Genomic DNA, 20,208 nt, shown 5'->3' on the forward strand with positions numbered 1-20,208 from the left:
TAGATCTCGTACAAAAAGATTACGCATCTATTCGGAGGTAGGGCATCGTGACGCATCAATATCGTATCGATTATGCCGTCAAAGAGGATTTGCCGGCCATTGTGGACATTTACAATTCGACGATCTCAGGCAGAAAAGTAACCGCCGATCTGGAGCCGGTCACGGTGGAGAGCCGTATACGCTGGTTTGAAGAGCACAGCAACGATTTTCGTCCGCTGTGGGTTATGCGGTCCGATGACGGGATGGTGGCATGGATGAGCTTTCAATCCTTTTATGGTCGTCCTGCCTATAACGGCACAGCTGAGATCAGTATATACGTAAACGAGAAATATCGCGGCATTGGTGCCGGCAGCATATTGATTCAGAAGGCAATCGAGGAGAGTCCGCGCCTTCGCGTCAGTAATCTGGTCGGATTTGTATTCGGTCATAATGAACCAAGCCTCAAGCTGTTGAAGAAGTTCGGCTTTGAACAATGGGGGCTTCTCCCCGGGGTTGCGGAGCTTGACGGCATCAAGCGGGATTTGGTCATTGTAGGTCGTGCCGTTTAAGTGTCGATTCGTTTAATGGATTGATTTATGCTGTTCTTTAAAGTAGCAGACTAACCTATAAAAAAGCTGTCCCTCCGGTAAATGAGAGGACAGCTTTTTCATGGTGTTATGATATTGACAGGAAGCATTCGCGCTGTATATTTCGATATGTTTAATTTCTTGATATAGTATAAGGGGCTTTAAGTTCCAGAGGAAACGGGAGGTTATATTCGATATGAACACAAACATAACCAATATGAAGCCGATACGGTTTCTGGAAGGCGAGCGGATCTACTTGCGTCCCTTTGGAGAAGAGGACACCGCAGCGTATTTTCAAACGCTGTTTAATCCTGAAACACGGAGGCTGACCGGGACGAAGCAGGCTTTTACGATGGAAGGGGTGCGTCGGTATATCGAGGAGAAATCCGGTAATCATGACACCATCCTGCTGCTGATCGCTTTATCGGATAACGATCAGATGATTGGCGACATCGCGCTGCAGGATATCGATTATGTGAACCGGAACGCAAACATGCGAATCGCCCTTGATAATGGTGATCATCTTGGCAAGGGGTACGGACCGGAAGCCATCAGGCTTTTGCTCGAATACGCTTACGGAATCCTTAATCTTCATCGGATCGAACTGCAGGTGTTTGATTATAACAAGCGTGCCATCAAGGCATATGAGAAGGTGGGCTTCAAGCGCGAAGGGGTTCAGCGAGACGCTTTGTACTACCAACATCGTTACCATGATTCCATTATAATGAGCATGCTGGAGGAGGAATACAGGGCGCTGTACCATCAAGGGCAATAGCATCCTGGCTGCCTGAACCATGAAGTTGCGTGCAAACCATTCGTGGTTTTCTGCATTCCAAACCCTTGCCGCCATCTAGTACGCTTGGGGTAATGTCGGATGTAAAGGATGTGCGTGATTTGAAAACAGAGATTCATATATATCAAGCAAAACGGAAGGATCTGGACAAGGCAGCCGCTCTGTTTAATCAGTATCGTCAATTCTATAAGCGGGAAGCTGATTGGAATGGGGCCGAGCAATATATCAGGGAGAGGCTGACCCAAGGCGATTCCGTAATTTATTTAGCGGATTGCAATAGCGGGGGAACCCTGGTCACGGCTGGCTTTCTACAGTTATATCCATCCTTCTCATCGCTATCGATGTCCAGGTTGTGGATCTTGAATGACCTGTACGTGGATTCCGAATATCGCGGGCTTGGTATCGGAAGGAAACTGCTCCATCAAGCCCAAACGCACGCCCTTCAGACCGGAGCCAAGGGGCTGACCCTGTCCACGCAGCTTCATAACGTGCCTGCTCAGCATTTGTATGAATCCGCAGGGTATGTGCAGGATGAAGAATTTGCGTATTATTATTTGGATTTATCATAACGCAGGGTCATCAATAACAAACAAAGACGATACCTCCTTCCGGAGTATCGTCTTTGTTTTTATTGATATATCGAGCGTATTTTGCGGAAAACCACAACCCGGGCAATTTTAAGTTCCCACATCTGGTCCAGCAGCTTCCGCTGCATATCTTGATCATCTGTTGCTTTCAGTTCATTGTACAGGGCAAACATGCGGTCATTGATTTGGTTCACGCATTGCCACAGCTCTTGTTCCGTGCATTCCTCCGACTTCACTTGGTTCTCGCCCTGCGGTTCCTGCAAGTGATGAAGTGTACGAATAATGTCTGCTTGCCACTTCCGATCTTCTAAGCGAATAGCCAAACCGAGAAGATCCAGATAATCATCGAGGGTCAGAGATGTCGGTTCTTTATCGCATTGATCCAAGTTGAAAGCCCCCTCAGCAAACTGCTAATCATCTTTATACCAAGTATTATACTTGGTATTGTGAGTTTTTCAAGAGGAAAAATAACGAGTATATTGTGATAAACATGCTTTCGCTTGTTGCAACCATGCGAAGGAATCAATATAGTTAAATGTGACCGTATTTTTCCAATCCAAGGAGTAATATGAATGAAGGTAATTCTCGTAGATGACGAACCGTTGGCCTTGAAATATTTAGAACGTCAGCTGTTAAAACTGGATACCCTGTCTATAGATGTAATAGGTACATATACGAATCCCTATGAAGGACGAAACGAAATACTTGCAAGGGACGTCGACATCGTGTTTTTGGACATCAGCTTGCCGGAATTGAACGGCATTGAGCTGGCAGAGCAGCTGCTTGAGCAGAAGCCTCATCTCTGTATTGTATTTGTGACGGGGTATCACGAATATGCAGTCACCGCGTTTGAATTGAATGCTGTAGACTATATTGTTAAACCTGTCCAGATGGATCGAGTCGCCAAAACGATGGAGCGTTTGCGAAGCCGCATAGCTTCCAGGCCGGAAGAGGTCATGGAGCCCCATCGTAACATTCGGATGACAATGTTTCGCCAGGTTATGATCGAGCAGCCGAATGAGCAGGGGCAATTCGCTCTGCTTCATTGGCGGACGACCCGGGCTCAGGAGATATTCATCTATTTGCTTCAGCATAGAGGACAGCTTGTACGAAAGTCGGCATTGATCGACATGTTATGGCCGGAGTTTGATATGGATAAAGCCTATCCCCAGCTGTACACGGCCATTTATCATATCCGAAAAACACTGGAGCCTTTTGATACCCGATTCCAAATCACCAACACGACGGAAGGCTATGTGCTGAATATCGAAGGCGTGCAGCTGGATATTGAGGAGTGGGAGAACTGGTTGATGTCAAATCCCTCCGTGTCGGCCGAGTCCATTGAAGGACATATTGAAATGATGAAGTTGTACACGGGAGACTATCTGCAGGAATATGACTATTGGTGGGCAGAAGGGGAGCGTCAAAGGCTGAAGGAGCTGTGGCTTAGCGTTTCTTTGTCCATGGCGGAATGGTATGTGGATCAGGAACGCATCGATGAAGCCATATTATGCTACTTCTCGATCCAGAGACAGCACTCCCTGGAGGAGAAGGCTTATTTTTCATTGATGAAAATATATGCTTTGCAGGATAACCCAGCCCAGGTGCACCGTCAATTCAGTCTTCTGTGTCAGGTGTTAGAAGATGAGATGGGCGAGGAGCCCAGCCCTTACATTGTGAAATGGTACGATGAATGGAGTAATGGAATCCAAGTCACTAATATGAAATAGATCTAATAGCCAAGCCCGCATACGATATGAAATCACCGGTTGTTCAACCGGTGATTTTTTGTATATTGCTGCCCGAATCTGTGGTCCTTCCGGTGGTTGTTCAGAAATTGTAGAGGATGGTCTCCTATACTATGGAGTGAACCATAACAATCGGGAGGTACATGATTCGGTTATGAAATTCATTCGGAAATTTAAGGAATCTTCGCTGCATAAGGCCATGGGTTTGGAGCTTGGAACGTTTCGGGAGATCGAGCTTGATGCGGAGAAGGACCTCCAGCATTGCAGAGGTTTCTATGTTCACTTCAACGGCAAGCGGATTGGCATCGTTGCTACGGATGAGGGTCCGGTATTTCTGTGTGGTCAGGAAAAGTACTTGCTGGATGACCGTACCGTTCATTTTTTGTTGCAAAAAAATGCCGAGGTTAACACATTTATCTTCATGTGGGACGGGGGAGTGAAACTCCAAATTCCCTATTTGCGGTCGTTAATCGAGTACAACGGAAAATGGGTGGATGATTCAATTTTCGACTTTTTTTCGTGGATCTATGAAGCATCCGGGAGAAAAAGATTCTACTCTTACTATACGGTGAAGTATGTATCCGCTGCGGAATTATGTCCGCACCAGCCGCTGCAGCGTCCGGGCAAGACCTTATCGTTTGTATAGGGGCCTGACCCGGCCCGTTTATTTATTGGACTTTATGGAAAAGGAACAGACAACAGCTCCGTAACGATGTAAAATAATGGACAGTTATGTAGTGTTGTTGATTTTTTTACAATATGTTAAAAGGGACTGTTATTATTGTCGACCTATTCCAACTTGAAATCGAAACCGATCTCCGGCAGCAGGCTGCTGGGGATTACTTTTCTGTTTATTGTCATCTTACTTTCCGTGCGGTTGGCGTATTTTAAAATCATCATGATCCCTGAGGAAGTTCCGTTTCAGCAAGGCGTGCTGGATCTTCGGGATTGGCAGGCGGATTCACGGAATACGGTCGCGCTGAACGGGGAATGGGCCTTTTATCCGAATCAGTGGATGGGCCCGGATAGATTATCTCAAGGGGAGCGGCAGCCTGTCGCAGATCCGCGCTGGATACAGGTTCCCGGTCCATGGGAAGGCGTAAACGAGAACGGGAACCAAATCGGCTTTGGAACCTATCGTCTCAAGCTGCTCATACCGGAACGTAACGTAGCTTACGGCCTCTGGATTACCGATATCCGTACGGCCTATCGTTTGTATGTAAACGGCGAGTTATTGTACGAATCCGGTCATCCCTCCGATGAGCCGGAGACCCATGTGGCAAGAATCGTACCCCATGTCGAACTCATCCCTCCAGCTGCCAATGAAGAGATGGATATCATCCTGGAAGTGAGCAATTATCAATATGCCGATTCAGGCGGCATCAAGCTGCCGATCAAATTTGGGACAGCTGAAGCGGTGATGAAGGGGAAAGCATTCTCGGAGAACATGCAGCTGCTGGTGTGCATTGTGCTATTTCTTCATGTCATGTATGTCTTCATTCTGTATCTAATCGGCTATCGGAATAAAGGCCTGTTTTATTTTGCGGCTCTTATCCTGTTTACGCTGCTGGCTACGCTGGTTGACGATGATAAGCTCCTGCTCGTTTGGCAGCCGGCTATCCGTTTCGAATGGTCAGTGAAGCTTAAGGTTGTTGCTTATGTGGCTATATCCTTATGTTTGATTCTGTGCACCAAGCACTTGCTCCGACCGAAAATCAAAGAAGGATTTTACCGGGCCTATACGATCTTTGTGGTTTCGTATGCCGTCGCCTATTTGCTGCTGCCGTTTCATCTGATGGTGCATCTCTCTACTTATTTATCATTAGTATTAATAAGTTCGGTGCTGTTCCTGCCTTCGATTGCCAGGAAGGCGGTCAGCGAGCGGACGGAAGCGGCCATATTTATCTTGCTGTCGGCGGTTGCGGTTTCCTGCAACATTATCCTAAGCGGAATTTTAAGGTTTCGGTATTTTAAGGAGCTGCCTTATTACCCGATTGACCTGATCGCTGCGTTTCTCGGATTTGCTTCCTTCTGGTTTATCCGGTTTGCCCGAAACACTGTGGTGCTGAGGGAACAGGCAGAGGAGCTGCAGCGGGCAGACAAGATGAAGGATGAATTTCTGGCCAATACGTCCCATGAGCTGCGAAATCCGCTGCATGGCATGATTAATATGGCGCAAACGCTGCTGGAACGCAAAGGGAGTTTACTTCAGCAAGAGGATCGCAATCACTTGGAGCTCATTACCGGCATTGGCAGGCGGATGTCGCTGCTGTTGGATGACTTGCTGGATGTTTCGTTATTGAAGGACAAGCGGATCCGGTTGAATGTGCAGAGCATCCATCTCGGTTCGGCTGCACAAGGCGTGCTGGATATGCTCCGTCCGATGGCGGAGGGCAAGCGAATCGAGCTCGTATGCGAGATCGCGGATGACTTTCCCAAGGTATGGGCGGATGAAAGCCGCTTGGTTCAGATTGTATTCAATCTGATTCACAACGCAATCAAATATACGGAGTCAGGCCGGATCGCGGTGGCTGCCGATGTCGTTGATGGAAGGGCCTGCGTCCACGTTCTTGATACGGGGATGGGGATGGACGAAGAGACATTAAGACGGATATTCCTTCCCTATGAGCAGGGAGACTCCAGCTTTGCCGCGGCGGGAGGCGGGTTGGGGCTTGGACTGAGCATCTGCAAGCAGCTGGTTGAGCTGCATGGAGGAGAACTCTCGGTGTCATCGGCTCCGGGACAGGGGAGTTCCTTTACGTTCACGTTGAAAGTGGACGATATGATGAGGCAGGAGAATACGGATAAACAGGAGTTTATTGCGGGCTCCTCGGCTTCAAATTCAGAGAAAGAGAAGGAGAGGCTATCTAACATGTCAGATAAACAGGATGATGCCGAATCCGAGGCTAAGAAGCTTTCTCGTCAAACCGATGGCAGGCTGCTTATCGTAGATGACGATCCGGTTAACCTAAAAGTTATCCATCATTTGCTTGAAGACGAAGGGTATCAGATCGTGACCGTTACCCGGGCTGAGGAAGCCCTTCAATTATTGGAGCAGGGAGAATGGGATCTCATCATATCCGATGTGATGATGCCCCAGATGTCAGGATATGAATTGTCCAGGACGATTCGGCAGAGGTATATGATATCGGAGCTTCCGATTCTGCTGCTAACTGCAAGAAACCGGCCTGAGGATATCCATATGGGCTTCATCTCCGGAGCTAACGATTATTTAATAAAGCCGGTGGATCATCTTGAATTAAAAACAAGGGTACGCGCACTGCTGGAGCTGAAGCGGTCCATTAAAGAACGGCTGCATATGGAAGCGGCTTGGCTCCAGGCTCAAATCCAGCCGCATTTTCTGCACAATACCTTAAATTCGATCGCTTCTCTTAGTGAGATTGATCCTTCCCGGATGATTGCGCTGATTGGAGAATTCAGCCACTATCTGAGAGCCAGCTACGATATCAGCAATTTGGAGCGTTTTATCCCGTTGGAGCAGGAGCTTGGCTTGGTTCGCTCATACCTGTATATCGAGGGGGAGCGGTTTGGGGAACGGCTGCGTGTCCGTTGGCATATTTCCGAGGAAGTCGCTGTTCAGCAGTGGAAGCTTCCCCCTTTGACCATGCAGACGATTGTGGAAAATGCGGTCGTTCACGGGGTATTGGCGCGGACCCAGGGAGGCACCGTAACCATCCGCATCGTAAGTGAAGCTGAATCCGCCAAGGTCATTATTGCGGATGATGGTGCCGGGATGGATCCCGAGAAGCTCCGCTTAATGCTGGGAAGCGGACAGCGTACCGGCAAGGGAGTCGGCCTTATGAACACGGATCGGCGTTTGAAGCAAGTCTATGGGCAAGGGCTCATGATCGACAGCACAAGGGACAGAGGAACCACGGTGTCGTTTGTCATCAGGAAGATGGCATAATGAAAGCCTAAGCCTATTAAACCTATAGTCTATGAATCTTGGACGAATCCTTGAGGTATGGGTTAGGATGGAGAGATAATGATCCATGTACATTATTCCTAGGGAAGATACGGAGACGTAGTTAGTTGATGGCAAAAAATAAAACTTACGTAACCGAATTCCCGGTCTTGAATCCGGATCAACCGTCGCGCTCTTATTACCCATGAATATCACCATTTTCCCGAAAGAGGGGGAAATGACAGCACCGATTCAATCATATAAACGTCGGACAATCGATGGGCAATATGCGCTGATGATGTGCAGAATGCGCTGATGATGTGCAATATGCGCTGATGATGTGCAATATGCGCTGATGATGTACAGAATGCGATGATGACTGTGCGATATGCGCTGATGATGTGCGATATGCGCTGATGATGTGCGATATGCGCTGATGATGTGCAATATGCGCTGATGACTGTGCAATATGCGCTGATGATGTGCAATATGCGCTGATGATGTGCAATGTGCACTGATGATGTGCAGAATGCGATGATGACTGTGCGATATGCGCTGATGATGTGCGATATGCGCTGATGATGTGCAATATGCGCCTGATGACTGTGCAGAATGCACTGATGATGTGCAATGTGCACTGATGATGTGCAATATGCACGGATGATAGGCAATGTGTACTGATGATGTGCAATATGCGCTGATGATGTGCAATGTGCACGGATGTATGCGGACAGGAGGTCCGCTATTTTCCAACAACTGTGCCAAATTCAAGGCTTTGCGGACACCTAATCCGTTATTCTCGGCTTTTCCCTATTTTATGGTGTAATATGCCGGCAATAGCGGAACACGTGTCCGCTTAACCTTATGTTTAGCACCTTTGCTTACAAATAGCGGAATCACGGTCCGCACGGAGTTGATCTAATGCCTGTGCACCGAGCGCGCTGCTGCCTGTGCCCGTGGGCACTGCTCCCTGTGCGCGCTGCTGACTGTACAACGTGGCACTGCTCCCTGTGCGCACTACTCCCTGTGCGTACAGTTCTCTGTGCGCACGTTGCGTGGCCCGGGGCATGCTTCCGATGGCCGTCGACCTTATGACAAAGAAGCCATCTCTTGAAGCGACGTAAAGATCAACGGAAAACGGGTGGATCATCAGGCTCTGGCGATTATAAATCCGTCAGAAGATATTAAGTTTCCTAAAGTGAAAATAATCGATCATTTTGGCTCAATCAACGGGATACGTTAGTTGAAATGACAACCGCGGCGGATCAAGACTTTTTACTTTGAATAAAGGTGGACCTCATGATCTCTTCTTTCTTAGTTACGATTTATAGTGTTTTCCTGCCCATATCGCTGCCCGTCATCGGCGGAGCACTGCTCAAGCGATTCAAGGGCATTGAAACCAAGGGGCTTTCGGCCCTGTCTTTATATGTGTTGAGCCCGGCTCTGATCTTCGAGACGCTGGAAAAGGCTTCGATTACCTCGAATGAAGTCACGGTAACGGTTGCATTTTGCTTGTTGAATGTGATCGCCCTATGGGCGCTGAGTGCCTTAGCCGGTAAAATGCTGGGCTTGTCCCAGACAGAGAAATCGGGGCTCGCCTTGACCACTATTTTTACCAACAGCGTGAATTACGGGCTTCCCCTTGTCCTGCTTGCCTTCGGGCAAGCAGGGCTGGATAAAGCTTCTGTGTATGTCATCGTACAGATTATCATTATGAATACATTAGGGGTGTATCTGGCAGCGAGATCTCATTTTTCAGCTGTAAAGGCGATCAAATCAGTGTTTACTCTCCCCTCGGTCTACGCGGCGGCACTCGCCGTACTCTTCCGGCTGACGGACTTTCAGCTTCCAGAAGGGTTGAATACCGGCGTTTCCATGCTGTCCGCGGCTTATGCGCCGCTGGCTCTTGTCATCCTAGGAGCCCAGATGGTGGGGGTTCGTGAGAGCGGCGCTTCCGCCGTCTCCAAGCGTGGATTCTGGTCGGGCATGGCGATGCGAATGCTGGTGGGCCCATTGGTGGCATGGGGATTGCTCGCGATTTTATCCATTGAGGGAACATTATTTGCGGTTATCCTGATTTTGTCGGCGATGCCTGCAGCCGTGAACGCGGTAATCCTTGCCGAAGAATACGATGCCGCACCCAAGTTGGTATCCAGGTGCATTCTGTGGACCACACTGGCTTCCTTTATCGTTCTGCCTGCTATGATCGGTTTTCTCTAAGCCTGCCATCTCCTGGCCTGAAGATTGGTTCAATCTCAAGACGTGTGTGTAAAGAGTAGTAAGCGTCAAGAAATAACCATCATCTGCAACTACTGAATCGGATGGAGGTGGAGACTATGAGCAGGCAGCGTGACCGAGACGTGGAGATCGAAACCCGAAATATCGAGGAGCGTAACGACTCCAGCAGGGTAGCATCTACGTTGATTAAGTATGTTGCTTATCTGATTATCTTCTTTGGATTCTTGTATTTCCTTATCAAATACGTATTTCCGATGTTCTAAATGGAGCAGATGGTATTCGTTAAAAAGCCTCCCTTTCGTGGAACGCGAAAGAGAGGTTTTTTATCATGGATCGGCTTTTTTATGCAAGTTTCACCTTCTGGTCAGGCGATTCACCTAGCCTGGAGTGATGAGCTTTACTTCGCAGCTGGGATCATCAAATCTTCCAGCTTGGTCTCTTCATCAGACCAGTTGGCGAGCAGTTCTTGAATATACCGGATGTCCGAATCGTCCGGATCATAGAAGTAATCGCCGCGGATCACTAAATCTTTTCCCTTCAGCATGTAATTCTCAAATGTAGGTGGGGAGTCATTAAAAAATAGGTTTTCGGCCAGATTGAGAATGAAATCGGAGTTTAAGTCCATCGTAAGATTGCTGCCTCCGATATGAATCAACTCCGGAATTTTCGTTATATTTTTCAATTCGAATACCCGATCCATTAAGGAGCTGAGGAATATGCGCTGACGCATGGTGCGGTTGAAATCCGAATCTTCCCGGTATCTGACATAATTTAATGCATCTGTGCCATCGTAAATCGGCTTGTTGGGCTCGATCCGCAATTTGATGTGACTCGCCTTCTTGTTCTCGATGACTTTATCGATGGGGAGTTTAATCCCGTCCAACGCATTGACGATATCCGTTAATCCGTAGAAATTGATGGCCGCATAATAATCGACAGGGTGCTGAAACAGATGCTCAACCGTGTCGATAGCCATTTTCGCGCCGCCGTGGGCGTAAGCGGAGTTGATTCTGGAGGTAACTCCCCTGCCGATGACTTCAGTATATGTATCCCTGGGAATGGAGACGAGCAATATTTTATTAAGGTCTGGCCGGATGACAGAGTAGATGATCGTGTCGGAGCGGGCAGGCTCGTCCTCGCGTTGATCAACGCCCAGAAGCAAGACCGAGAATGGCTTCGTTGCCTCGGCAACAGGCTCGGACGAATCAGGATTGTCAACAGGTTTGTAGGACCGGTCCAGCGTATGTTTGATATCTTTCGCGAAAAAAGCATGAAACACCATCCAGGACAATTCTTTTCTGAAAATATAACCTAGTCCGCCTAAGAGAATCAGTATAGATAAGGATATTCCTATCCATTTTTTGAGTTTGATATGGTGTTTAGATTTTCGAGGACGTCTGATAGGATACGTTTCGTTTCGATTTTGGCTGGGATCCATGGATTTCCTCCTTGAATGTTTTGGGATCATGCAGGGATGCTGGATTATGTTTAAATAGGGTGAATTTACCAATACATTTGTGATAATTATAGTGAAAAACTCAGGAAAATCAACATAAAATTACATTATATCCCATATATTTTGAAATTTGTATATGTAACACCTGATTTTGGGTTATAGGACAGCGGCTTCACCGTTGACTTTAGGGGTTAATGTAACTATGATGGTTACATGCTAATCATCTGAAGATTTGGTCCGTCAGGAGGGGTCACATGAACATAAGCAGCCGATTTGCAGTGGCCATTCATATTCTCTCCGTGCTGGAGATGAATAAGGCTGGCGTCAGTACCTCAGATTATATTGCGGAGAGTGTGAACACGAATCCGGTGGTTATCCGGCGCATTGTAGGCATGCTGAGCAAAGCGGGCCTGGTCGAGGTTAAACCTGGCGTAGCGGGAGCGAAGCTGGCAAAGCATCCGTCCGAGATTACGCTGCTGGATATTTATCATGCCGTTCATGTCGTGCAGGAGGATTCCCTGTTTGGCATTCATGCGAATTCAGACGCGAAATGTCCTGTTGGCAAACATATTCAAACGGCCATCGTTCCGGTTTTTTCAGCCGCCCAGAAGGCCATGGAGAACACGCTGCATGAGGTGGATCTGGAAGATATCGTCCGGAAAATTTATGCCTCTGCGAATGAAACATCAAATGAATAAGCGAAGATCACACGCTCGATCCTATGTAGGATGGGCGTTTTCTTTTGGCCAACCATTGGAGACTCTTTGGTTCACCTGTAAATTACTGGATTTGACAAAGAGGTTGTCCTGTAACTATAATGATTACAAGTAAGATGTAACTGATTTGATTACAAGTTGAGCCTCTCGTTGACCTGAATATATGTAATGAACAAAACAAACAACACCATTCAAGGAGTGAGAATATGACAGCTATTATACATCCATCCACAAAGCTCGGACCGGTCTCTTTGCGGATCAGTAATCTGGCACAATCCGTACGCTTTTATACGGAAGTCGTCGGTTTGAAAATGCTTCGCCAGCATGGCCGTATTGCCGAATTGACGGCAGACGGGAAGCAGCCGCTGCTGATTGTAGAGGAGATTCATGATTTGGTAAGACCGCAGACCCGGACGGCAGGTCTATACCATTTTGCGATCCTGGTTCCGAATCGGGAATCGCTCGGGCTTGCGCTTGCCAACCTGATCGCGCATAACATTCCTGTCGGCCAAGGCGATCATCTGGTCAGCGAAGCATTGTACATTAATGATCCGGACGGAAACGGCATCGAGATTTATGCCGACCGACCAAGGGATACCTGGAAGCGTGATGCCAAAGGAGAATATGTGATGACCACGGATCCTGTTGATGTTGAGGGGCTGCTGGCTCTCTCCAAGGACAAGGAATGGTATGGACTTCCTGAAGGGACCGTTATCGGGCATGTACACTTCCATGTGTCCGACCTGCACGATGCCCGCGTATTTTATTGCGATGTTCTGGGTTTTGAGCTGACAGCCCATTATGGAGGCGCTGCGTTGTTTATATCCGCAGGAGGATACCATCACCATATCGGGCTCAATGTTTGGGCAGGACTCGGTGTACCGAACACTCCACGGAGCGCTGCGGGTATGGAAGATTATACGATTGAGCTTCCGAGCCATGAGGAGCTTGAGGCGGTAACCGGCCGCATCCGTGAGGCGGGGCTGCGCCTGGAGCAGCGCGATGGTGTCTGGGCCGTTCAAGATCCCTCGGATATCTGGATCCGATTGGTTGTTGCTTAAATAATATAAGTCGAAGAGGCCTGTCCGCTATGTTAGCGGGCAGGCTATTTTTATGAGCTATCCGTTATCTTTATCAAGGAAATTATATCCGATCTAATTCCTCCAGCGTCCGAAGCATGAACTCCAATATATTCGGGATATCTCCCATCTGTTCTTCGTTGATCCTGCGGGGAAAGCGAAGCTCGATCGTGTTGTGGAGCGGTGCCGGATCATCGCTGTAGGTGTACCGTAACGTTTGCAGCGGCGGAAGCTCCGGATTCCATATCTCCTTTATGATCTTGGTGATAGCCGGACAAGCTATGGAAGCATCAGCGATGTTTTTATGAAAGCGGAGCTTCAGCTCGCAGGCCGGCTGACCCTCCGGAATTTCCAAAATCTCGGCCGCCAAATCCCGGAGCCCGGTCTCCAGGCAAATTTCGGCCGAAGTCGTGGATTGCGCAGCCAGCTCGAACCGGAGGCTAAAGCTTCTGGACAACGTCGCCATATCCAGAAGATCCTTTCGATCGGTAACACGAATGATTTCATCGAGGTTGTCGAGGTCGTAGACCGCATTTTCGATGCCAACCTTTAAATTTTCGAATATTGTCGGGTCAAACATGAGGCACATCCTTTGAACATCATAATGACATACATACGATTGGGAATAATATATCACAATTCAGGTGTTGAAGGGCAACATACTGGGCCTATAAGCCGCGATCTCTCTGCGTGATTTCCTTCGTTTTATAACAGTATTGCCTTAATCGTATCATGTTGACCCACGCTCGATTTCCAATTTGCGTAGAACCGAAAAATCCTAGGAGCAGCAAGATTGACCCACGGGTAAAAGTCATGATAGGATGAACACAAGTAACAGTAAAAATAAATTTACCGGTAAAATATATGGAGGTGTTAAAATAAACATGACGGGTGTCTATAAAATTAAAACCCATGAACAGCTCAAAGCGATTGCCGATCCACTGCGTACCAAGATACTGATGAATCTCGTGAAGGATGCCTACACTGGACAGCAGCTAGCCGAGATACTGGACATTACACGGAACAATATCTACTTTCATCTGAAGGAGCTGGAGAAGCACGGCATCATTCATGTGGTGCGGAAGGAAGAGAAGAACGGTATCGTGCAGAAATACTATCGTGCCGTCGCAAGCCGCTTCATACCGGAGGATCATTTGCTGCCAAGCCTGGATTTGGTGGAAACGTCCAGACAGGTATTTATGGAGACGCTCGAGGTTACCCGGACGAAAATCGAGAACGCACCGGCCTCCTCCTTTACCTTGAACAGCGCGAGCGAACACCACAGGAAAAACATTGCGGGAACCTACCGCTTTCATGCAACAAAGGAGAGCTTCCATGCTTTTGTGGACGAGTTCAAGCAGCTCATGAATAAACACTTCACGATGGAGACGGCCAAAACAGGCAGTACGCCTTTGTCCGCAGAAGAAAAGAATTACTATATGTCGTTGATCGCATTTCAAGATGATCAGGAGGATATCACCATTCGATAATCCTTGATGGGGGAGTAAGTACATATGGAGAATAATCAATATAACGTCGTTATCGATGATGCATGGTTTACCGTATCGCAGCTGGATGAAGCCACGTTTGCAATCAGTGAATACGGACATTGGGAGAAGGTGCATTCGTTTCTGTTGATAGGGAACGAGCGTGCTGCATTGATCGATACGGGCCTTGGCATCGACAACATGAGGCGGATGACGGATCAGCTGACGGATTTACCTATGATCGTGCTAACCACGCATGTTCACGCAGATCATATCGGCGGTCATGGGCAGTACGGGGAGATTTATGTGCATGAGGCTGAGGAAGACTGGCTCGTCAGCGGCATTCAGAAGCTTTCCATTGAACAAATCCGCAAGGACATATCACGCGATATCACGAGGCCGGTACCAGCTTCCTTTGATCCGGCAACCTATACCCCTTATCAGGGGCAGCCGACCGGCCTGCTTCGGGATGGAGACGTCATCGAGCTTGGCGGACGAAGTCTGGTCATTTACCACACACCGGGCCATTCTCCCGGGCATATCGCGGTATTGGATACAAACCGAGGTTACTTGTTCACAGGGGATTTATTGTATGATGAGACACCGGTATATGCTTTTTATCCAACGACAAGTCCGGAGGATCTCGTAAACTCACTGGAACGGATCGCGAATCTCGGTGGCGTAAAGCGAATTTATGGTTCTCACAATACACTTGGACTGGACCCGGCATTGCTGGCCGTGGTTCAAGAGGCGGTTCGAGAGCTGCGGGAAAAAGACCTTGTCCGATTTGGAACGGGCATTCACCGGTTCAACGGATTTTCGGTTCAATTTTAATAGCACCGTTATAAGAAAGAGCCGCCTGCAGATCCGAAGTAATCTGGATCCGGAGGACGGCTTTTTTTACGCAAAAACGATTCTCTCAGAAGATAAGCTACTTCCACATGTTGATGAGCATCTCGGCGTGGTACGACAAATCCATCCGCGCTCGGTGCTCAGGTAGATCCGGAGGGCCGAGCTGTCTGTGGCCCGGACCACCAGTTCTTCTCTCCAATCACCGAAAACTTTCATTGTATGGAACATTAGAGAATGACAACATACAAAAAAACAGAGTTTATTCCGGTAGCCATACATAAAAAAGAGAAGCTCAATAAGCCTTGCACCGAGGGGTACAGGGCTTATTGACCTCATGCTTCATCCGGAACTCCGAGCAATGAGCGAACGGCTTGATCTCCCACAGTATGGCTGATGGTGTGTCATATCGGGCAGTAACATTCGGTCACTTCTTTAGGAAGGCGTGTCATATGACATTTTGACACTGTTGCACATGACAACGAATGCAGTAGGATACAGAAATATCAAGGTCATAAGACATGAAAGGAGTCTAATCTATGAAGAAATGGCTGAGGGAGTACCTGCTAAACTTTTGTTTTTTGATGCTGACTTTTGGAACTGGAGTGTTTTACTTTTGCTACTATCTTGTAGGCCTTGTATTTGGCTTCAGCATGAGTTTCACCCTGATCGGGATACCGGTCCTCACCTTTGTCATGCGAACGTCACGGACCTTCATGAATTACGATCGGATTCAGGCGAAGTTTTATACGGACATAACGATCGAACCTGTTATGAAGAGAACATCATCCGGCTCCTACTGGAGTCAGGCTAAAGTGGAGCTGTCCGACATCCGAAATTGGAAAGCCGTATCGGTACTCATGCTGAAGTTTATCGTTGGCATCGCTAGTTTGTTCAGTGCCGTTATCTTCTTTATCGTTCCCATTCTATGGATATTGGCCCCATGTATCAGTTCCTTTGCGGATATCAACGTAGGACATATTCGCATCGATACCTTGCCCAAGTCCCTGCTTATGATGGGAGCCGGCCTTCTGTTTGCTTATGCAGGGTCATGGGCGGCTAAGGGAGCGGCGAGATGGACAGGCCGGTACACGCAGTGGATGTTTTCGGTTTGGAGGTAGACACACTGTTGGGGCCGTGTCATATTAGGGAGGAACCGTGAAGGAACTGCAGGGAGTGAAAGCTTTTGTTTGATATAGTGAAACAATGGAAGTGGTACGACTGGGCGATGCTCTTTATTCGCATGATGGGCTGCATCTCCCTGATCATCACATGTATAGAGTTCAGGAACCAGTTTACCGTAGCGTTATGGATCGTCGTCATGTGGGAATTGGCAGCCTTCTCGATACCCTGGTTGTGCCTGCTTCTGAATCATAAAGCATATTTGATCACCGAGGTCTTACTATCAGGCGGAATCGCCGTATATTTGACTTCCTTATTCCCGGGGGCCTACTTGTCGTTTATCATTCCGGCTTTTCTGATGGCTGCGAACAGCTATGGAACGACGTACAGATGGACAGGCCCCCTTGCGGCTATCTTGGTTCCAATACTGATCAAGCTGTATGCCCCGTCAACGGATTTGATACTGATGATCGAGCATGTTGCTTTTGCGTTTGCTTTAGGATTTGCCTTTCATCTGTTGATGGCCAACTACAGCCAGAACGAAATGATTCGGACACATAATACGATATTGGAGCAGTATTTATCTCAGGTCGAGCGGGTCACGCTGTTGGAAGAACGGGAACGCGTGTCCAAGGAACTGCATGATACGATGGGCCATACGTATACTGCGGTCATCATGGGCTTGGAAACCCTTCGTTCTACGGAAACAGATGAAGCAGCTCAGCGTAAGCTGTCCAATCTGCTGGAACTGACGCGGAGAAGCCTGGATGAGGTCAGAGGGTATTTGCATGAGCTGGATTCACCGCAAGAGCAGCTTCCCTTGGTGCAGTCACTGAGACAGGTGACAGAGGATTTCGAGCGCAATACCGGGGTAAAGGTAGGACTTAGAGTGCTTGGTGAAGAGTACCCGGTATCCCGGCAAGCCAAAATGACCTTCTACCGTTGTCTTCAGGAGTCCTTAACGAATAGTGTGCGTCACGGTAATGCGACGAGGGTTGACGCCGTGCTTCAATTCGAATTGCAGCAGACCCGGCTTGAAATTCTGGATAACGGCAGTGGAAGCGTGCAAATCCAGGAAGGTTTCGGTTTAAGCGCCATGAAGGAAAGGGCCTATCGCCATCAAGGCCAATTATCGGTTTATTCGACTCCTGAGGCAGGAACCGTCGTGACCTGCAGCTTGCCTAGAATTTCGGAGCCTGCAGATGAAGTCATCCGGCTTATATTGGTGGATAATGAACCTTTTATCAGGGAGAGTCTTGGCATTATTCTGGAATCGGAGAAGGACCTTGAGGTGGTAGGACGTGCAGAACATGGGGAACATGCCTTGGACATGTGTGAGAAGCTAAACCCCCAGCTGGTGCTGATGGATCTGGAGATGCCCGTGATGGATGGCATTACAGCCACAAGGTTGATCAAACAACGTTGGCCGTTAGTGAAGATTATCATATTCACCACATTTGAGCAGAGGGGCAAAGCTGTAGAAGCCATGCGAGGCGGAGCGGACGGTTATTTATTGAAGTCGATGGAGCCGCGTGAACTTGCCGAGAACATACGAATCGTGTATCGAGGGGGGACCTTGATGGATCCGGCGATTTCGGCGAAGCTCTTCGATGGGGAAGCGAGCGATTTCATGAAGGAAGAGGGTGGCTCAGCATCTGTAATCGAAGCCGATCCAGCGTCCTCTCCACTTCTGAAGTTATATGATCTGACACCAAGGGAGATTGAGGTTCTGAAGTATCTCTCCCAAGGATTGCGGTACAAGGCGATTGCGATGAAATTGTATCTCTCAGACGGGACTGTGCGGAATTATGCCTCGACTTTGTATGCCAAGCTGGGCGTCCGCAACCGGGACGAAGCGGTAGAAGTTGCAAACCAGGCCGGACTCTTATGAGCCCAGCCTGGTTTTATTTCATTTATGTTCCCTCTATAGAAGCACATGTTGATGAAAACCCATCAGGAGTCCATCATCAGTAACTGCGGTCCATGTTTTTGCCGTAATAAATTTCGTCCATTTCCAGTTTGATGCGCTCGGTGATTTTCTGCTGCTCGGCATCGGATAGCTTATCCTTTGTATAACCGAACAGATAATTGTCCAGATCAAACTGCTTCAGCTTACATTTGGTGTGGAAGATGTTTTCCTTGTATACGTTGACATCAATCATATCAAACAAATCCTTGGCTTCGTCTGGAATATAGTTCTGAATGGAGCTGATCTCATGGTCGATAAACAGCTTGTGCCCATGAATATCCCTCGTGAAGCCCCGAATTTTATAGTCGATCGTCATAATATCCGTATCAAAGGAGTGGATCAGGTAGTTCAGGGCTTTGAGCGGGGAGATTTCCCCGCAGGTCGACACGTCGATATCAGCCCGGAAGGTGCTGATCCCCTCGTCCGGATGGAATTCCGGATACGTATGGACGGTAATATGGCTTTTGTCCAGCTGCAGCACCACGTTATCCGGCAATGGACCCGGCGATTCGTCATAGGATTCCTCCGGCACCTCCACGACGGGGCCCTCGGAGACCAGCACCGTCACGCTGGCGCCCTGCGGGATATAATCCTGCTTGGCAATGTTCAGGACATGGGCTCCGATGATTTCGGCCACATGGCTCAATATTTTTGTGAGTCGATCCGCATTATATTGTTCATCAATATATTCTAAGTACGCTTCTCGTTCTTCTCGGGTCTTCGTATAACAGACATCGTACATATTAAAGCTGAGCGATTTCGTCAAGTTGTTGAACCCGTGCAGGGTAACGCGTTCTTCTGGTGTCATATCCATATGAATGTCCCCTTGTGTCATTAATATATCAGTTCGAGTACCTATTATTTCCGAAACCGGCGATTCCTAATCTGCCCGCGCGTCGCCTTCTGCGTTAACATTAATATGTTCTTACCCGCATCGGGTTCAACATTAACAGATGGTTCTGGAATGATAGAGACAAGACTCGGAATATAAAACAAGAAAAGGACATCCTGCGCATGCAGCATGTCCCTTCATAATTTTCCTATAGGATCTGTATTACCGATAACCATCATGCTTCCCAAACGTCACGATTACTCCGCGAATTCCAGCAGTTCGTTCATATTGCTAAAGGGTCCCGGATCGCGCTGTATAAACCGGGAGGGCAGGGCTGCGGGGTATCAAAGACCTTGCTTTATTGGCAGCATAAAATGCCTTCACCGGATTCCATGTTGGATTTTAAGCTGGCCAGCATGCCTCTCCATGCATCCACATGCCATTCCCGGGCTTGCAGCGACGCCTCGGTATCCTTCCAGCCCGTGTGCTCCAAGGTGATTCTCGTGCCGCCGTCCTGTTCAGGTCTAAAAGACACCTTGACCGTGGTCAAATTCCCCTGATTCATCGTTTCCGCAAAGGGATCGGGTCCTTTCCACTCAAAAACGAGGATATGCGGCTCGTCATACTGCAAAAGGATGCAACCTGCGGTGCACATCGATTCACGATTGGCGGGGTTAAAATAAAGCTCGAATTTCCCGCCCGCCTTCGGTTCAATTTCCGCAGCCGGCGCAAACCACTCGGTTATCCTCGCAGACTCCGTCCATGCTCGCCAGAGTAGATGCACATCGGCCTGAATCACGGTTTCTTGAACAATGGTCATATGTATTCCTCCATCATTTAG

The 20,208-nt window shown here is 48.2% G+C and carries 19 protein-coding genes and 1 pseudogene; 14 read left to right on the forward strand and 6 right to left on the reverse strand.

The annotated features are described in order from the left end of the window. The first annotated feature begins 47 nt into the window (after positions 1-47). The 3 genes from ACETK5_RS01700 to ACETK5_RS01710 all read left to right on the forward strand — a co-directional run bounded on the left by ACETK5_RS01700 (position 48) and on the right by ACETK5_RS01710 (position 1,928). Positions 48-548: a GNAT family N-acetyltransferase gene (locus ACETK5_RS01700; RefSeq protein ID WP_100539001.1), complete on the forward strand. Its 501-nt coding sequence runs from the start codon at positions 48-50 to the stop codon at positions 546-548. 214 nt (positions 549-762) lie between these two features. After that, a complete protein-coding gene (locus ACETK5_RS01705) occupies positions 763-1,341 on the forward strand; it encodes a GNAT family N-acetyltransferase (RefSeq protein ID WP_326114326.1) in 579 nt (192 codons plus the stop codon). A 110-nt stretch (positions 1,342-1,451) separates the two neighbouring features. Beyond that, a complete protein-coding gene (locus ACETK5_RS01710) occupies positions 1,452-1,928 on the forward strand; it encodes a GNAT family N-acetyltransferase (protein WP_394057305.1) in 477 nt (158 codons plus the stop codon). A gap of 59 nt (positions 1,929-1,987) precedes the next feature. On the opposite strand, the gene ACETK5_RS01715 is transcribed toward ACETK5_RS01710, so the two are convergent. After that, complete coding sequence (locus tag ACETK5_RS01715; RefSeq protein WP_394054192.1) at positions 1,988-2,332, reverse strand: hypothetical protein; 345 nt, start codon at positions 2,330-2,332, stop codon at positions 1,988-1,990. A 186-nt stretch (positions 2,333-2,518) separates the two neighbouring features. On the opposite strand from ACETK5_RS01715, the gene ACETK5_RS01720 reads away from it, so the two are divergent. The 5 genes from ACETK5_RS01720 (at position 2,519) to ACETK5_RS01740 (ending at position 10,120) form a co-directional block, all read left to right on the forward strand. Then, positions 2,519-3,676, forward strand: a complete 1,158-nt coding sequence (locus ACETK5_RS01720; RefSeq protein WP_100538998.1) for a response regulator — start codon at positions 2,519-2,521, stop codon at positions 3,674-3,676. A gap of 172 nt (positions 3,677-3,848) precedes the next feature. Continuing rightward, on the forward strand, positions 3,849-4,340 hold the full coding sequence (locus ACETK5_RS01725; RefSeq protein ID WP_100538997.1) for a hypothetical protein: 492 nt from the start codon (positions 3,849-3,851) through the stop codon (positions 4,338-4,340). Positions 4,341-4,493: 153 nt separating this feature from the next. After that, positions 4,494-7,622, forward strand: coding sequence for a hybrid sensor histidine kinase/response regulator (locus ACETK5_RS01730; RefSeq protein ID WP_394054193.1), 3,129 nt, complete (start codon positions 4,494-4,496; stop codon positions 7,620-7,622). 1,296 nt (positions 7,623-8,918) lie between these two features. Next, positions 8,919-9,839, forward strand: coding sequence for an AEC family transporter (locus ACETK5_RS01735; RefSeq protein ID WP_394054194.1), 921 nt, complete (start codon positions 8,919-8,921; stop codon positions 9,837-9,839). A gap of 116 nt (positions 9,840-9,955) precedes the next feature. After that, on the forward strand, positions 9,956-10,120 hold the full coding sequence (locus ACETK5_RS01740; RefSeq protein ID WP_164817510.1) for a hypothetical protein: 165 nt from the start codon (positions 9,956-9,958) through the stop codon (positions 10,118-10,120). 134 nt (positions 10,121-10,254) lie between these two features. Here ACETK5_RS01740 and ACETK5_RS01745 read toward each other — a convergent pair whose 3' ends face one another. Further along, positions 10,255-11,139 carry an LCP family protein gene (locus ACETK5_RS01745; RefSeq protein WP_394054195.1) on the reverse strand — a complete coding sequence of 295 codons (885 nt, stop codon included), beginning with the start codon at positions 11,137-11,139 and terminating at the stop codon, positions 10,255-10,257. A gap of 428 nt (positions 11,140-11,567) precedes the next feature. On the opposite strand from ACETK5_RS01745, the gene ACETK5_RS01750 reads away from it, so the two are divergent. Both ACETK5_RS01750 and ACETK5_RS01755 read left to right on the forward strand, forming a co-directional pair. Beyond that, positions 11,568-12,011: an Rrf2 family transcriptional regulator gene (locus tag ACETK5_RS01750; protein ID WP_394054196.1), complete on the forward strand. Its 444-nt coding sequence runs from the start codon at positions 11,568-11,570 to the stop codon at positions 12,009-12,011. Positions 12,012-12,235: 224 nt separating this feature from the next. Next, positions 12,236-13,090, forward strand: a complete 855-nt coding sequence (locus tag ACETK5_RS01755; RefSeq protein WP_326117094.1) for a VOC family protein — start codon at positions 12,236-12,238, stop codon at positions 13,088-13,090. 82 nt (positions 13,091-13,172) lie between these two features. Here ACETK5_RS01755 and ACETK5_RS01760 read toward each other — a convergent pair whose 3' ends face one another. Further along, entirely contained in the window at positions 13,173-13,688 is a 516-nt protein-coding gene (locus ACETK5_RS01760; protein ID WP_100538991.1) for a hypothetical protein, read from the reverse strand. Between the two features lie 304 nt (positions 13,689-13,992). On the opposite strand from ACETK5_RS01760, the gene ACETK5_RS01765 reads away from it, so the two are divergent. Next, complete coding sequence (locus tag ACETK5_RS01765) at positions 13,993-14,598, forward strand: helix-turn-helix domain-containing protein (protein ID WP_394054197.1); 606 nt, start codon at positions 13,993-13,995, stop codon at positions 14,596-14,598. Between the two features lie 24 nt (positions 14,599-14,622). After that, positions 14,623-15,429 (forward strand): MBL fold metallo-hydrolase, encoded by an 807-nt coding sequence (locus ACETK5_RS01770; protein WP_394054198.1) that lies wholly within the window; start codon positions 14,623-14,625, stop codon positions 15,427-15,429. 150 nt (positions 15,430-15,579) lie between these two features. Here the strand turns inward: ACETK5_RS01770 and ACETK5_RS32490 are convergent. Next, a pseudogene (locus ACETK5_RS32490) lies at positions 15,580-15,657 on the reverse strand (rhamnogalacturonan lyase family protein); the annotation flags it as partial. Between the two features lie 326 nt (positions 15,658-15,983). Between ACETK5_RS32490 and ACETK5_RS01775 the strand changes: the two are divergent. Both ACETK5_RS01775 and ACETK5_RS01780 read left to right on the forward strand, forming a co-directional pair. Then, positions 15,984-16,565 (forward strand): sensor domain-containing protein, encoded by a 582-nt coding sequence (locus ACETK5_RS01775; RefSeq protein WP_394054199.1) that lies wholly within the window; start codon positions 15,984-15,986, stop codon positions 16,563-16,565. A gap of 77 nt (positions 16,566-16,642) precedes the next feature. Further along, positions 16,643-18,457 carry a response regulator gene (locus ACETK5_RS01780; protein WP_394054200.1) on the forward strand — a complete coding sequence of 605 codons (1,815 nt, stop codon included), beginning with the start codon at positions 16,643-16,645 and terminating at the stop codon, positions 18,455-18,457. Positions 18,458-18,533: 76 nt separating this feature from the next. Here the strand turns inward: ACETK5_RS01780 and speD are convergent, their stop codons facing one another. After that, positions 18,534-19,349 carry an adenosylmethionine decarboxylase gene (gene speD / locus ACETK5_RS01785; RefSeq protein WP_100538986.1) on the reverse strand — a complete coding sequence of 272 codons (816 nt, stop codon included), beginning with the start codon at positions 19,347-19,349 and terminating at the stop codon, positions 18,534-18,536. 376 nt (positions 19,350-19,725) lie between these two features. Next, positions 19,726-20,187 carry an SRPBCC family protein gene (locus ACETK5_RS01790; protein WP_394054201.1) on the reverse strand — a complete coding sequence of 154 codons (462 nt, stop codon included), beginning with the start codon at positions 20,185-20,187 and terminating at the stop codon, positions 19,726-19,728. Positions 20,188-20,208: the final 21 nt, after the last annotated feature.

This window comes from Paenibacillus ilasis, from assembly GCF_043195395.1.
GTDB lineage: Bacteria > Bacillota > Bacilli > Paenibacillales > Paenibacillaceae > Paenibacillus_AQ > Paenibacillus_AQ lautus.